The sequence below is a fragment of the Pseudoduganella aquatica genome, from assembly GCF_009857595.1.
Classification (GTDB): Bacteria; Pseudomonadota; Gammaproteobacteria; order Burkholderiales; family Burkholderiaceae_D; genus Rugamonas; species Rugamonas aquatica_A.
In genome coordinates this window covers 21,766-37,346 of the sequence record NZ_WWCU01000031.1, presented here as the reverse complement: position 1 = coordinate 37,346, position 15,581 = coordinate 21,766, and the positions used below count along the sequence as shown (strand labels likewise).

Genomic DNA, 15,581 nt, shown 5'->3' with positions numbered 1-15,581 from the left:
TAAACTACTTTTACCTACCAGTTCTCAAATACGGCGCAATTGCGGTTAAGATATATTGCTGCCAGGAGAGATTTTAAAATGCCCTCAATATTACTCGGTTTAAGCACCACCCAAGTTGCCTCGCTGTCGACGGCCCAGATCGCCTTGCTGGCGACGTCGGATATGCTCGTCCTCACCACGGAGCAACTGCAGGCGCTCAGCACCACGCAATTGAGGGCATTGACCGCCATCCAGCTGCGCGTCCTGCCCAACGCCACCATCAGCGCCATCAACACCGGGCAGCTGGGCGGCATCTCCACCCTGCAGATCCAGGCCTTCTCCAGCAGCCAGCTGGCCGGCCTGAGCACCACCCAGCTGGTGGACGGCCTGAACACGGCCCAGCTGGCCGCGCTGACCACGCAGCAGGTGGGCGCGCTCAGCGCAGCCCAGTTCTCCAGCCTGGAAACCGGCGACATCGCCGCGCTCAAAGGCCTGCAGATCGCGGTGCTGAACACGGCCCAGCTGGCCGCGCTCGACAGCAGCCAGTTCGCCGCCCTCACCACTGCCCAGGCCGCCGCCTTCACCACGCGCCAGCTGAACGCCTTCACCAGCACCCAGCTCAACGCGCTGGAAACGAACGACTTCGCGGCGCTGACCTCGCAGCAGCTCAATGCGCTCAACGCGCAGCAAGCCAATGCGCTGGACGACGCCCACCTGGCCGCGCTCTCCACCGCCCAGACCGCGGCGCTGTCGACCGCGCTGCTGTCGGCGCTGTCGACCAGCCGCATCGCCGCCCTGCAGACCACCGACGTGGCCGCACTCACCAGCGCGCAGCTGAACGCCTTCAGCAGCGCCCAGCTGGGCGCATTCAGCAGCACCCAGCTGGCCGCGCTGACCACCCTGCAGACCGGCTCCCTGTCCACCCAGCAAGTTGCCATACTCAATTCCGACCAGTTGGCCGCGCTCAGCACGGCCGGCTTCGGCGCGCTGAAAACCGCCCAGGTGGCGGTGCTGAACACGGCCGCCATCGACGCGCTCGACACGCGCCAGCTGGCGCAGCTGAACAGCCTGCAACTGGCGGCGCTGACCACCACCCAGGTGCGCGCGCTCAATAGCATGCAACTGGCCGCGCTGAGCACGGCGCAAGCGTCCTCGCTGGCCACGCGCCAGATCGCCGCGCTGCTGAGCACGCAATTGGCGGCATTCGAGACGGCGGACTTCGCCGCCCTGAAATCGACCCAGCTGGCAGCCCTGAGCACAGCCCAGGTGGCATCGCTGGACACCCAGCTGCTGGCCGCGCTGAAGACCGTGCAGCTGGGCGGGCTGGATACGCGCCAGTTGCTGGCCCTGAACAGCTGGCAGGCCGCCGCGCTGTCCACTTCCACCCTGGCCGCGCTGAAGACGCAGCAGCTGGCCGCCTTCAACACCGCCGCCATCGCCGCGCTGAGCGACGCCCAGCTGGCGGCGCTGGCCAGCGTGCAGGTGGCGGCGCTGAGCAGCACGCAGGTGCAGGCGCTGGGCACCGACCAGATCGTGGCGCTCAGCAGCATGCAGGCGCGCGGCCTGACCACGCGCCAGCTGGGCGCGCTCAGCACCGTGCAGCTGAACGCCCTGGAAACGCGCGACTGGACCCAGATGCACTCGCTGCAGATCGCCGCGTTCAATACCGTGCAGATTGCCGCCCTGTCGACCGACCTCATCATTGCGCTGAACAGCGCCCAGGCCGGCGCGCTGACCACCCAGCAGCTGCTGGCGCTGTCCTCGGACCAGCTGAATGCGCTGGAAACGTCGGACTGGCGCAGCCTGAAAACCAGCCAGATCGCGGCCCTGAACACGGCCCAGATCGCCGCGCTGGGCAGCACGCTGCTGTCCACGCTGACCACCTTGCAGGTCGGCGCGCTGACCTCGCTGCAGCTGGGCGCGCTCGACAGCGCCCAGCTGAGCGCCTTCAACAGCGCCGAGCTGGCCGCGCTGAAAACGCAGCAGATCGCCGCCCTGTCCACCGACAATATCGCCGCCATGGGCACGTCCCAGCTGGTGCTGATCAACTCCCTGCAGATAGGCGCGCTGACCAGCGCCCAGCTGAACGCGCTCGACAGCGTGCAGGTGGCCGCGCTGACCACCTTGCAGGCCGGCGCGCTGAGCACGCGCCAGCTGGCCGCGCTCGACACCGGCCACGTCAACGCGCTGGAAACGCGCGACTGGGCCGCCCTGAAAACCGCGCAGATCGCCGCCTTCACCACGGCCCAGATGGCCGCGCTGTCGACCGAGCTGATCGCCGCGCTGACCACCGCCCAGGCCGCCGCGCTGACCACGGCGCAGCTGCGCGCGCTCAGCACCACGCAGCTGGCCGCCATGGAAAGCGCCGACTTCGCCGCGCTGAAAACCCACCAGCTGGCCGCGCTCAACACCGGCGCCATCGGCAACCTGAACACCTCGCAGCTGGGCGCCATGAGCACCACCCAGATCGTCCAGCTGAGCGTGGCGCAAGTGCAGGCGCTGACCACCGACCAGGTGGCCGGCCTGCGCAGCCACCAGGCCGCCGCGCTGACCACGCAGCAAGTCGCCGCCCTGCTGAGCACGCAACTGGCCGCGCTGTCCAGCGCCACGCTGGCGCTGATGAAAACCAGCCAGCTGGCCGCGCTCACCAGCACGCAAGTGGCCACGCTGGGCACGCACCAGATCGCCGGGCTGACCACGGCCCAGGCCGCCGGACTGGGCACGCAGCAGATCGCCACCCTCTCGACCGACCAGGCCGCAGCGCTGGAGAGCAGCGACCTGGCCGCGCTGAAAACCCAGCAGATCGCCAGCCTGTCCACCGCCGCGCTGGCCGCGCTCAACAATGTGCAATTGCAGGCCCTGGGCTCGCTGCAGCTGGGCGCGCTCACTTCGCAGCAGGTGCAGGCGCTGGGCAGCGACCAGATCGTGGCGCTGACCACCTTGCAGGCCTCCACCCTGGGCACCCGCCAGCTGGCGGCGCTCACCAGCGACCAGCTGAACGCGCTGGAAACGCAGGACCTGGCCAGCCTGAAAACCCAGCAGATCGCCGCCCTGGGCAGCGTCCAGCTGGCCGCGCTGAACACCGTCCTGATCGCCGCGCTGACCACGTTGCAGGCCGGCGCGCTGACCACCCAGCAAGTAGCCGCGCTGAGCACAGTGCAAGCGGCCGCGCTGGAAAGCAATGACCTGGCCGCGCTCAAGACCCATCAGATCGCCGCGCTGGGCAACGACAGCCTGGCCGTGCTGAACACCCAGCAAGTGCGCGCGCTGGGCACCCAGCAGCTGGCCGCCCTGAGCACGGCGCAGCTGGGCGCCTTCGACAGCAGGCAGATCGCCGCGCTGAGCACGCTGCAAGCGTCCAATCTGCGCAGCGCGCAAATCGCCGCCCTCGGCAGCGACCAGCTGGCCGCGCTGGAAACCGAAGATTTCGCCAGCCTGAAAACCGCCCAGCTGCTGGCCCTGACCACGGCCCAGGCCGCCCTGCTGAGCACCGACCAGATCGCCGCGCTGACCACCGTGCAGGCCGCCGCGCTGAGCACCGCGCAACTGGCGGCGCTGTCCACCGACCAGATCCTGGCGCTGGAAACCGGCGACCTGGCCGCGCTGCGCACCGCGCAGCTCGCCGGCCTGTCGACCACCCAGCTGGTGGCGCTGAGCAGCACCCAGCTGGCCGCGCTGACCTCGCTGCAACTGGCCGGCCTGAGCGGCGCCCAATTGGCCGCCCTCGGCTCGTCCCAGCTGGCCGGCCTGAACACCTCGCAGCTGGGCGCCTTCACCACGGCCCAGATCGCGGCGCTGACCACGGCCCAGATCGCCGCGCTGGCGACGGCCGACTTCGCGCGCCTGAAAGTGACCCAGATCGCCGCGCTGACCACCGAACAGATGGCCTCGCTCGACAGCGTCCACCTGGCCGCGCTGACCACCGCGCAAGCGTCCTCGCTGACCACGCGCCAGCTGGCTGCCCTGCTCACCAGCCAGATCGCCGCGCTGGAAAGCGAAGACCTGGGCGCGCTGAAGACCGTGCAGATCGCGGCCCTGTCCAGCGTGCAGATCGCCGCGCTCGACACGGTGCAGGTGCAGGCCCTGAAAGCGCCGCAAGTGGCGGCCCTGGGCAGCGAGCAGCTGGCCGGCCTGAACAGCGCGCACATCGTGGCGCTGACCACCTTGCAGGTCGGCAGCCTGACCACGCGCCAGATCCTGACCCTGAGCAGCACGCAGCTGGCGGCCATGGAACTGGACGACTTCGCCAGCCTGAAAGCCACCCAGGTGGCGGTGCTGAGCAGCACCCAGATCGCCCAGCTCGACACGGCCCATATCCAGGCCCTGACCTCGCTGCAGGCCGGCTCGCTGACCAGCAGCCAGCTGGCGGTGCTGTCGACCGCCCAGATCGCCGCGCTGGACACGGCCGACCTGGCCGCGCTCAAAGTGGGGCCGATGGCTTCGCTGACCACCGAGCATATTGCCGCCCTGAGCACGGCCCAGGTGGCCGCGCTGACCAGCTTGCAGATCGGCATCCTGTCGACGGCGCAGCTGGCCGTCATGAGCACGGACCAGATCCGCGCGCTGGAAACGGTGGACATGCTGCAACTGCGCGCCAACCAGATCGCCAGCCTGAGCAGCACCCAGCTGAACGCGCTGCAGGACAGCCAGCTGCAATCGCTGACCTCGCTGCAACTGGCCGTGCTCAGCACCACGCAAGTGCAGTCCCTGCTGACCAGCCAGATCGCCGCGCTGACCACGCTGCAGGCGCTGTCGCTGAGCGCCGCGCAGATCGCCGCCCTCAGCAGCGACCAGCTGGCCGCCATGGAAACCCAGGACCAGGCCGTGCTGAAAACCAGCCAGATCGCCGCCCTGACCACCGACCAGGTTGCCGCGCTGAACAGCGTGCAGCTGGCCGCGCTGACCCAGGCCCAGGCCGGCGCGCTGAGCAGCGCGCAGCTGCTGGTGCTGAGCAGCGACCAGATCCGCATGCTGGAAACGTCCGACCTGGCCGCGCTGAAAACCAGCCAGATCGCCGTGCTGAGCAGCGCGCAGCTGGCCGCCCTGAGCGACGATCAACTGCAAAGCCTGACCGCGCCGCAAGTGGCCGCGCTGACCACGGCCCAGCTGTCCACGCTGAGCACCAGCCGCATCGAAGCGCTGACCACCGCGCAGATCACCGGCCTGAACTCGGCCCAGCTGCAGGCCCTGGCCAGCGACCAGGTGCAGGCGATAGAAACGGCGGACTTCGCCGCGCTGAAAACCAGCCAGATCGTGGCGCTGGCCAGCGACCAGATTGCCGCCCTGACCACCGACCAGATCGTGGCGCTGACCACGGCGCAAGCCGCCGCGCTGACCACCGAGCAGCTGCAGGCCCTCAGCACCGACCAGCTGAGCGCCATGGAAACGGCCGACCTGGTGGCGCTGCGCAGCAGCCCCAACATGGCGCTGACCAGCAACCTGATCAGCGTGCTGACCACCTACCAGATCCAGAGCCTGAGCACGGCGCAGCTGTCCGGCCTGGCGGCCGACCAGATGGGCGCCTTCAACACGGCCCAGATCGTGGCGCTGACCACGGCGCAAGTGGGCGCGTTCACCACCGACCAGCTGCAGTCGCTGAGCACCACCCAGCTGCTGGCGCTGGAAACGCGCGATTTCGCGGCCCTGTCGAGCAGCCAGCTGAACGGCCTGTCCAGCGAGCAGATCCTGGCGCTGGACGCGGCCCACCTGGCCGCGCTGACCACCGCGCAGGCGGCCGGGCTGGCCACCGACCAGCTGCAACTGCTGAGCACCAGCCAGATCCGCCTGCTGGAAACGGCCGACCTGGCCGCGCTGCGCACCAGCCAGACCAGCAGCCTGAGCAGCGAACAGATCGCCGCGCTGACCACCTGGCAGCTGGCGCGCCTGGGCACGGCCCAGATCGCCACGCTGACCAGCGAACAGCTGCAAGCGCTGACCACCGCGCAAATCGCCGGCCTCACCACGCTGCAAGTGGCCAACCTGGGCCTGGAGCAGCTGACCCTGCTCACCAGCGACCAGGTGGCCGCGCTCGAAACCGTGGACTTCGCGCGCCTGAGCACGGCGCAGGTGCTGGCCCTGGGCAGCGCCCAGCTGGCCTATCTGCTGACCAGCCAGATCGCCGCGCTGACCACGGAGCAGGCGGCCGCGCTGGACACCGACCAGATCGCCGCGCTGTCGAGCGAGCAGGTGGCCGCGCTGGAAAGCGCGGACCTGCGCGCCCTGGGCACGCACCAGATCGCCGCCCTGTCCAGCGACAACATCCTGGCCCTGGCCACGGCCCAGGTGGCGCAGCTGACCACGCTGCAGCTGAACGCCCTGGCCAGCGAGCAGGTGGCGCTGCTGGGCAGCGACCAGATCGCCGCGCTGAGCACGGCCCAGGTCTCCAGCCTGAGCCTGGAGCAGCTCGCGCTGCTCGACGACAGCCAGATGGCCGCGCTGGAAACCTCGGACCTGAACGCCCTGCGCAGCAGCCAGTTCACCGCCCTGGCCAGCAGCCAGATCGCGGCGCTGGCCACGCGCCAGGTGGCGGCGCTGAGCACCGCGCTGATCAGCCAGCTCACCACCAGCCAATTGGCCGACGGCCTGGGCACCGACCAGGTCGCCGCGCTGACCACCGCCCAGGTGCGCGCGCTGGCCGACAGCCAGCTGGCCGCGCTGAGCGCGCTGCAGGTGGCCGCCATTGAAACCTCGGACCTGAACGCGCTGAGCACGCTGCAACTGGGCGCGCTGGGCAGCGATTTCCTGCAGGCCCTGGCCAGCACGCAAGTGGCGGCGCTGTCCACCGCCGCGCTGGCCGCGCTGAGCAGCACGCAATTGCAGAACCTGGACGCCGTGCAGCTGGCGGCGCTGGGCAGCGGCCAGATCGCCAGCCTGGCCACGGCGCAGGTGGCCGGCCTGGCCACGGCGCAGATCGCCGCGCTGAACACGGCGCAGCTGCAGGCCCTGTCCACCCAGGCCATCGCCGCGCTGACGCTGGCGCAGCTGACCGAAGGCCTGGACGCCGCGCAGTTCGCTTCGCTGGGCAGCAGCGCCATCGCCGCGCTGCGCAGCAGCCAGGTGGCCGGCCTGCTCGACAGCCAGCTGGCCGCGCTCAACACCCTGCAGGTCGCCACGCTGGGCAGTGTGCAGCTGAGCGGCCTGAGCACCGCGCAGATCGACCTGTTCGACACCACCCAGGTCAGCGCGCTGAACACCGTGGCGCTGGCCTCGCTGAGCACCATCCAGCTCAGCGAAGGCTTCAGCGCCGCCGACATCGCCGCGCTGACCACCGCGCAGGCCGCCGTGCTGACCAGCGCCCAGCTCAACAGCCTGACGCCGGCCCAGCTGGCGGCGCTGGAGACGGCCGACCTGGCCGCGCTGACCACGCGCCAGGTGGCGCAGCTCGACAGCGACCAGTTCCTGGCGCTCAACAGCGTGCAAGTGGCGGCCCTGGGCACGCAGCAGGTGCGCGCGCTGAGCACGCTGCAAATCGCCTCGCTCGACACCGCCAACCTGGCCGAGCTGACCACCACCCAGCTCGACGCGCTGAGCAGCGCGCAGGTGCGCGCCATCGACCTGGGCACGCTGTCCACGCTGGCCACCGACCAGCTGCAGCGGCTGGGCACGGCGCAGATCGCCGCGCTGAGCACGCTGCAGATCACCAGCCTGGCGCTGACCCAGATTCCGGCGCTGAGCACCACCCAGATCCCGGCCCTGGGCAGCCTGCAGCTGGCCGCCCTCACCGCCGACCAGATGTTCGCGCTGAACACCGTGCAGATCGGCGCGCTGGGCACGCTGCAGATCGGCTACCTCACCACGGCCCAGCTGCCGGCGCTGTCCAACGGCCAGCTGCAGGCGCTGAGCCCGGACCAGATCGCCGCCATCAAGCTGAGCCAGATCACCTCGCTCAGCGTGGACCAGATAGGCGCGCTGCTGGACAGCCAGTTGGTGAGCCTGAATTCGGCCCAGCTGCAGGCGCTGACCAACACCCAGATCGTGGCCTTCAGCGGCGCCCAGGTGGCGGCGCTGGAAACCCAGCAGGTGCTGGCCCTGAAGAACGCGCAGCTGGCGGTGTGGACCATCGACCATATCGGCGCGCTCACCACCGAGCAGCTGTCGGCCATGAGCACTTCGCAGATCAGCAACCTGAGCGTGGCCCAGCTGGGCTACCTGGCCGATACGCAAATGCCGGGCCTGAACACGGCCCAGCTGTCCACGCTGAAGATCAGCCAGGTGACCGCGCTGGGCAACGAGCAGCTGGCCGCCTTGGACGACCTGCAAATGGCCGCCTTCACCGGCGCCCAGGTGGCGGCCTTCACCACCAGCCAGATCTCGGCGCTGCCGCTGGCCCAGCTCGACGCGCTGACGGCGGCCCAGCTGCAGGCGCTGAAAGCGAGCCAGGTTCTGGCGCTGAGCACGGCGCAAGTGGCCGGCATCACCACCATCCAGGCCGCCGCGCTGAGCACGCTGGCGCTGACCACGCTGACCACCACCCAGGTGATGGCGCTGGAAACCAACGACATCGCCGCCATGAGCGCCTTCCAGCTGAACCAGTTCAGCGTGGACCAGATCAACGCCATGTCCACCGACCAGCAGATGGCGGGCGGCTTCATCGCCTCGCCGCTGGTGCTGGACCTGGACGGCGACGGCGTGCAGACGCTGGCCATCACGGCCGGCGTGCAGTTCGACATCCGCGCCGCCGGCACGGCCGTGGCCACCGGCTGGGTCAATGCGCGGGACGGCCTGCTGGCCCTGGACCGCAACCACGACGGCGTGATCAACGACGGCGGCGAGCTGTTCGGCGACGCCACCCGCCTGGCGGGCGGCGGCAAGGCCAGGGACGGCTATGCCGCGCTGGCCGAGCTGGACGACAACGGCGACGGCGCCATCACCCCGGCCGACGCGGCCTACGGCGCGCTGCGCGTGTGGGTGGACGGCAATGCCGACGGCGTGAGCCAGCAGGACGAGCTGAAGACGCTGGACAGCCTGCACATCGCCAGCATCAGCACCACCGGCAAGGCGGGCGCCGCCACGCAGAACGGCAACATCCTCGGCATGGCGTCGAGCTACACCAGCAGCGACGGCAGCGAACACGCCACCGCCGACGTGTGGTTCCGCGCCAAGGGCGGCCTGGCCGGCCAGGTCAGCAGCCTGACGCAGATCATGGCCAGCTACAACGCCGCCGCCGGCGCTGCCGCCGCCGGCCAGCCTGCCCTGCCCGCCATGCCGGGTTCGGGTGCGGCCTCGGCGACGGCGCAGGCCCTGCCGCACAACATCCAGGCCATGGCAGACGCGCTGCGCCAGTACACGGGCCACGGCGCCGCCGGCCAGATGGCGCCGTCCGGTCCGGACGCGCGCTGGAAGGAAAGCCAGCAGCACGGCTGGCTGGCCGCGCCGGGCGGCAAGAGCTGATACGCCAATCCGCCAGCAGCCAGGGCCGGCCCCGCCAGGGACCGGCCCTTTTTTCATGCCCGCCCCCGGGCTAGCAGGCGGGCAACACTATCATCCTTTAAAGCAATTAGCCCCTCCCCACCCCTCATCTTCTGGTTTAGAATACCCTGCGGCTGGCCCATACTATGGCTTCCGGTGGAACGCCGCCTGTATATTGCACAAAATAACGAGGGAGCAACATGAAAGCTGTCATTCTCGCCGGCGGTCTGGGTACGCGGCTCAGTGAAGAGACCACGGTCAAACCCAAGCCCATGGTCGAGATCGGTGGCAAGCCCATCCTCTGGCACATCCTGAAAAGCTACTCGGCGCACGGCATCAACGACTTCGTGATCTGCTGCGGCTACAAGGGCTACATCATCAAGGAATTCTTCGCCAACTACTTCCTGCACACCTCGGACGTCACCTTCGACCTGCAGGCCAATTCGATGGAAGTGCACGAGCGCCACGCCGAGCCGTGGAAAGTCACCCTGGTCGACACCGGCGAAAGCACGCAGACCGGCGGCCGCCTGCGCCGCGTGAAGAAGTATGTGGAAAACGAGGAAGCGTTCTGCTTCACCTATGGCGACGGCGTGTCCGACGTGGACATCGGCGCCAGCATCCGCTTCCACCAGGCGCACGGCAAGCTGGGCACCATGACGGCGGTGCAGCCGCCGGGCCGCTTCGGCGCCATCGACATCGACGGCCAGCGCATCGAGCGCTTCAAGGAAAAACCGCAGGGCGACGGCAACTGGATCAACGGCGGCTATTTCGTGCTGTCGCCCAAGGTGATCGACCGCATCGCCGAGGACGGCACCTACTGGGAGCGCGAGCCGATGGAAGGCCTGGCCCGCGACGGCCAGATCGACGCCTATCTGCACCACGGCTTCTGGCAGCCCATGGACACGCTGCGCGACAAGGTGCACCTGGAAGAACTGTGGCAAAGCGGCCAGGCGCCGTGGAAACGCTGGCCATGAATGCTGCATTCTGGCAAGGCAAGCGCGTCTTCCTGACCGGGCACACCGGCTTCAAGGGCAGCTGGCTCAGCCTGTGGCTGCAGCAATTGGGCGCGGAAGTCACCGGGTTCTCCCTGCCGCCGCCCAGCGAACCCAGCTTGTTCAACGTGGCTTGCGTCCAGCAAGGCATGTGCTCCTTCACCGGCGACATCCGCGACGCCGACGCGCTGCGCACCGCCATGCAGGCGGCCAAGCCGGACATCGCCATCCACATGGCGGCCCAGGCGCTTGTGCGCTATTCCTACGCCCATCCGGTGGAAACCTACTCCACCAATGTGATGGGCCTGGTGCATTTCTACGAGGCGGTGCGCGCCACCCCGTCCATCCGCGCGGTGGTCAACGTCACCAGCGACAAGTGCTACGAGAACCAGGAATGGCCGTGGGGCTACCGCGAGAACGAGCCCATGGGCGGCTACGATCCCTACAGCAACAGCAAAGGCTGCGCGGAACTGGTCACCAGCGCCTACCGCAGCTCCTATTTCAATCCCGAAAAACATGCCGAGCACGGCGTGGCGCTGGGCTCCGGCCGCGCCGGCAACGTGATCGGCGGCGGCGACTGGGCCGAGGACAGGCTGATCCCGGACATGGTGCGCGCCATCGCGGCCGGCCGGCCGGTGCAGATCCGCAGCCCGCACGCCATCCGCCCCTGGCAGCACGTGCTGGAACCGCTGTCGGGCTACCTGACCCTGGCCGAGCATTTGTACCAGCATGGCGCGGCCTACGCCGAAGGCTTCAACTTCGGCCCGCACGACACCGACGCGCGCCCGGTGGAATGGATTATCAGCCGCCTGTGCGCCAGCTGGGGCGACGGCGCCTCCTGGCAGCTGGACGGCGCGCCGCAGCCGCACGAGGCGACCTACCTCAAGCTGGACTGCTCCAAGGCGCGCAGCCGCCTGAACTGGCAGCCGCGCTGGAACCTGGCCCACACGATAGACCAGATCGTGGCCTGGCACCAGGCATACGCGGCCAACCCGGCCGGCAGCGACATGCGCGCGCTGACGCTGGCGCAGATCGCCGCTTACCAAAACACCGACATTTAAAGACGAATACCATGAGCGACACCCCAAACAAAGAACAGCTGCGCGAGCAGATCATCCAGCTGGTGGCCCAGTACGGCGCCCTGGCCAGCGAACCCAAGCCCTTCGAGCCGGGCGTGACCGTCATTCCGCCGGCCGGCAAGGTGGTGGGCGCGCCGGAAATGGAACTGATGGTGCACGCCTCGCTGGACGCCTGGCTGACCACCGGCCGCTTCAACGACCAGTTCGAAGCCAAGCTGGCCAAGCTGATCGGCGTGCAGCACCTGATCACCGTCAACTCCGGCTCCTCGGCCAACCTGGTGGCGTTCAACACGCTGACCTCGCCCAAGCTCGGCCCGCGCGCCATCCAGCCGGGCGACGAGGTGATCGGCGTGGCGGCGGGCTTCCCCACCACCGTCAACCCCATCCTGCAATTCGGCGCGGTGCCGGTGTTCGTGGACGTGGAGCTGGGCACCTACAATATCGACGTGACGCAGCTGGAAGCGGCCATCGGCCCGAAAACCAAGGCCATCATGCTGGCCCACACGCTGGGCAACCCGTACAACCTGGACGTCATCGTCAAGCTGTGCAAAAAGTACAATCTGTGGCTGATCGAGGACTGCTGCGACGCGCTCGGCTCGACCTATGACGGCAAGATGGTCGGCACCTTCGGCGACATCGGCACCATGTCCTTCTACCCGGCCCACCACATCACCATGGGCGAGGGCGGCGCGGTGTTCACCAACAACGCCGAGCTGAAGATGATCGCCGAGTCCTTCCGCGACTGGGGCCGCGACTGCTACTGCGCGCCGGGCAAGGACAACACCTGCAACAAGCGCTTCTGCTGGAAGCTGGGCACGCTGCCGGAAGGCTACGACCACAAGTACACCTACAGCCACCTGGGCTACAACCTGAAGATCACCGACATGCAGGCGGCCTGCGGCCTGGCCCAGATCGACCGCGCGCACGGCTTCATCCAGGCCCGCAAGGACAACTTCGCTTTCCTGAAGGAACGCCTGCAGACCTGCACCGAGTTCCTGATCCTGCCGGAAGCGACCGAGAATTCGGACCCGTCGTGGTTCGGCTTCCCGATGACGCTGAAACCGGAAGCGAACGTCTCGCGCGTGGACCTGCTGACCTATCTGGACCAGCACAAGATCGGCACCCGTTTGCTGTTCGCCGGCAACCTGACGCGCCAGCCTTACATGATCGGCCGCAACTACCGTGTGTCCGGAGAACTGGTCAACACCGACCGCGTGATGAACGACACCTTCTGGATCGGCGTCTATCCCGGCCTGTCGCGCGAGATGCTGGAATACGCGGCCACCAAGCTGGAAGAGTTCTTCGGCGTTGGTTTCTGACCAAAGCCTGAAATGAAGGGCCATGCGGGCGCAGCTTCCCTTATGCGGCCCGCTGCCTGCGAGCTACAATAGCAGTCAAACAGGGCATTTAATGACTACGGTCAATGACGGCAAGGGCAGCGCGCAGTCAGACTGATCAGAGACATACTCGGCAATCTTGCCTAAATCTGGAGGAGTGAACAAATGAATAAACGCGAACGTCAGATGCTGGACATCCTGAAACGCGGCCGTGACGAATTCGGCTACAAGGCCGTCAAGGCCGAGTTTGAAGCCGAGGGCACCCGTATCGACGAACTGCTGCGCCTGATGGACATCGCGCGCAAGGCCGAACTGAAGATCGGCCTGAAGATCGGCGGCTGCGAAGCCGTGCGCGACCTGCTGGAAAGCCGCCAGCTGGGCGTGGACTACATCATCGCGCCTATGGTGGAAACCCCGTACGCGCTGTCCAAGTTCATTGAAGCGAAGAACAAGGTCTACACCGAAGAAGAGCAGGAAGACACCGATTTCCTGTTCAACCTGGAAACCCTGTCGACCTTCGGCCACCTCGACGAGATCGCCCGCGTGGCGTCCGCACCGGGCGGCGTGGAAGGCATCGTGTTCGGCCGCGTGGACTTCTCCGGTTCGGCCGGCCTGAGCCGCGACAACATCAACGACGACCAGATCACCGACTACATCCTGAAAACCGCCGAAGTGTGCAAGCAGAAGAACCTGCACCTGGTGGTGGGCGGCGGCGTGTCGATGGACTCGCTGCCGGCGCTGCGCCGCATGGCCGCCGTGCACCTGACCCGCTTCGAAACCCGCAAGGTGATCTTCGAAGGCGCGGCCGCCAACAATCCGAACATGGACAAGGGCCTGCTGCAGGCCGTGCATTTCGAACTGCTGTGGCTGCAGAACAAGCGTGACTACTACGGCTTCATCGAGCGCGAAGATGCGAAACGCATCGACATGCTGGAAGCGCGCTGGAAAGTGCTGAACACCTGAGCATGACGGCCGCCACCCACGCTACGGGCGCGCCGCCGCGCGCGCTGGTCTTTGGCGCCACCGGCGCCATAGGTTCGGCCATCGCGGCGCGCTGCGCCGGCGCGGGCTGGCAGGTCACCGCAGTGTCGCGCAGCGGCGGCGGCGACGATTTCGATCCGGCCTGGGACGCCATCCGCACCCTGGCCTACGATCCCTTCGCCGCCACCGCAACGGCCGAGGCCGCGCTGCGCGAAGACGGCCCCTACACCGCCGTGGTGTGGGCGCAAGGCGCCAACAGCACCGACAACGTCTACAACGTGGACCTGGACGCCCACCTGGCCCTGTACCAGGCCAACTGCCTGTACATCCTGGCCACCATGAAATGGCTGCTGGAACACAAGCTGCTCGCGCCGCGCGCGCGCCTGTGCGTGATCAGCTCCATCTGGCAGAACCTGGCGCGCCAGGACAAGCTGTCCTACTGCATGAGCAAGGCAGCGCTGCAAGGCCTGGTGCTGTCGGCCAGCGCCGACCTGGCCAAGGAAGGCATGCTGATCAACGCCATCCTGCCCGGCGCGCTGGACACCCCCATGACGCGCAAGAACGTGGCCCCGGCCCAGCTGGAAAAGCTCAGCGGCGCCACGTATTTCAACCAACTCCCGGCACTGGAGGACGTGAGCCAGCTGGCCCTCTTCCTGTGCTCGCCGCAAAACACCGGCATCACCGGCCAGTTCATTGCGGCCGACCTAGGTTTCAGCCATGTCCGACTACTTTAAGATCGCTTCCAGCGCCGGCGACTACGCGGTGCGCATCGGCGGCGGCCTGTCCGCCGACGAGCAGGGCGATCCGTCCCAGCAGATCGTACTGTGCGACCAGTTCTTCGCCGACGCCTACCGCGCCCAGGGCCTGAAGGTGATCGCCATCGAGGCCACCGAAACGGCGAAAAGCCTGGACCGCATGGGCGACATCATCGTGGCCATGCGCGAATTCGGCGCCAACCGCAAGACCCGGCTGCTGGCCGTGGGCGGCGGCGTGATCCAGGACATCGCCACCTTCGTGGCCTCGGTGTATATGCGCGGCCTGCAATGGAACTACCTGCCCACCACCCTGCTGGGCATGGTGGACTCCTGCATAGGCGGCAAGTCCTCCATCAATGTGGGCAGCTATAAAAACCTGATCGGCAATTTCTACCCGCCGCAGAACGTCGTCATCGACATGGCTTTTGCCGCCACGCTCAACACCGAGCAGCGCGTGGCCGGCCTGTGCGAGGCGGTGAAGATCTGCTTTGCCCACACCGGCAGCGCCTTCGGCGACTACCTGGCCCTGAACGCCAGCGCCGCCAGCAGCGCCGACACGCTGCAGGACGTGATACGCCTGTCGCTGCAGACCAAGCGCTGGTTTATCGAGATCGACGAGCACGACCACAAGGAACGCCTGCTGCTCAACTACGGCCACACCTTTGGCCACGCCATCGAAAGCGCCTGCGACTTCGCCATCCCGCACGGCATCGCGGTGGGCATAGGCGTGCTGGCCTCGCTGCATTTCGCCCGCCTGAACAATCACTATGCCGCCGTGCCCGAACGCGTGGCGCAGCTGGAGCGCTATATGACCGGCCTGCTGGGCGCGCTGCCGCAGCTGCCGGCCCAGATCGCCCAGGTGGCCGTGGACGACCTGCTGCGCCGCTTCGAAGCGGACAAGAAGCACAGCCAGAGCCATTACGCCGTCATCGTGCCGGACACGCAAGGCTACCTGGTGCGCATGGAGCTGCCGAAGACGGACCCCAGCCGCGCCATGCTGCTGCAAGCCTTCCGCGCCGCGCTGGCGCAGGCCTCCGGCTCGGCCTGACC

The 15,581-nt window shown here is 67.9% G+C and carries 7 protein-coding genes; all 7 read left to right on the top strand.

Going from position 1 to position 15,581, the window contains the following annotated elements; translation table 11 throughout:
• The first annotated feature begins 78 nt into the window (after positions 1-78).
• The gene (locus GTP77_RS22220) at positions 79-9,369 is read left to right on the top strand and encodes an SPM autocatalytic domain-containing protein (protein WP_161074338.1); all 9,291 of its coding nucleotides are present in this window, start codon (positions 79-81) and stop codon (positions 9,367-9,369) included.
• Positions 9,370-9,587: 218 nt separating this feature from the next.
• Positions 9,588-10,361, top strand: a complete 774-nt coding sequence (rfbF, locus tag GTP77_RS22215; protein ID WP_161074337.1) for a glucose-1-phosphate cytidylyltransferase — start codon at positions 9,588-9,590, stop codon at positions 10,359-10,361.
• Positions 10,358-11,440, top strand: a complete 1,083-nt coding sequence (rfbG, locus tag GTP77_RS22210) for a CDP-glucose 4,6-dehydratase (protein ID WP_187358806.1) — start codon at positions 10,358-10,360, stop codon at positions 11,438-11,440. Before rfbF ends, rfbG begins: the two co-directional genes overlap by 4 nt.
• A gap of 11 nt (positions 11,441-11,451) precedes the next feature.
• Positions 11,452-12,777: a lipopolysaccharide biosynthesis protein RfbH gene (gene rfbH, locus GTP77_RS22205; protein WP_161074336.1), complete on the top strand. Its 1,326-nt coding sequence runs from the start codon at positions 11,452-11,454 to the stop codon at positions 12,775-12,777.
• 183 nt (positions 12,778-12,960) lie between these two features.
• Positions 12,961-13,758: an aldolase/citrate lyase family protein gene (locus GTP77_RS22200; protein WP_161074335.1), complete on the top strand. Its 798-nt coding sequence runs from the start codon at positions 12,961-12,963 to the stop codon at positions 13,756-13,758.
• Positions 13,759-13,760: 2 nt separating this feature from the next.
• Positions 13,761-14,510: an SDR family NAD(P)-dependent oxidoreductase gene (locus GTP77_RS22195; protein ID WP_161074334.1), complete on the top strand. Its 750-nt coding sequence runs from the start codon at positions 13,761-13,763 to the stop codon at positions 14,508-14,510.
• Positions 14,494-15,579, top strand: a complete 1,086-nt coding sequence (locus GTP77_RS22190; RefSeq protein WP_161074333.1) for a 3-dehydroquinate synthase — start codon at positions 14,494-14,496, stop codon at positions 15,577-15,579. Before GTP77_RS22195 ends, GTP77_RS22190 begins: the two co-directional genes overlap by 17 nt.
• Positions 15,580-15,581: the final 2 nt, after the last annotated feature.

Excerpts from the sequence above, each read along its gene's own strand:
- GTP77_RS22220 (WP_161074338.1), top strand. The coding sequence starts at position 79 with ATGCCCTCAATATTACTCGGTTTAAGCACCACCCAAGTTGCCTCGCTG.
- rfbF (WP_161074337.1), top strand. The coding sequence starts at position 9,588 with ATGAAAGCTGTCATTCTCGCCGGCGGTCTGGGTACGCGGCTCAGTGAA.
- rfbG (WP_187358806.1), top strand. The coding sequence starts at position 10,358 with ATGAATGCTGCATTCTGGCAAGGCAAGCGCGTCTTCCTGACCGGGCAC.
- rfbH (WP_161074336.1), top strand. The coding sequence starts at position 11,452 with ATGAGCGACACCCCAAACAAAGAACAGCTGCGCGAGCAGATCATCCAG.
- GTP77_RS22200 (WP_161074335.1), top strand. The coding sequence starts at position 12,961 with ATGAATAAACGCGAACGTCAGATGCTGGACATCCTGAAACGCGGCCGT.
- GTP77_RS22195 (WP_161074334.1), top strand. The coding sequence starts at position 13,761 with ATGACGGCCGCCACCCACGCTACGGGCGCGCCGCCGCGCGCGCTGGTC.
- GTP77_RS22190 (WP_161074333.1), top strand. The coding sequence starts at position 14,494 with ATGTCCGACTACTTTAAGATCGCTTCCAGCGCCGGCGACTACGCGGTG.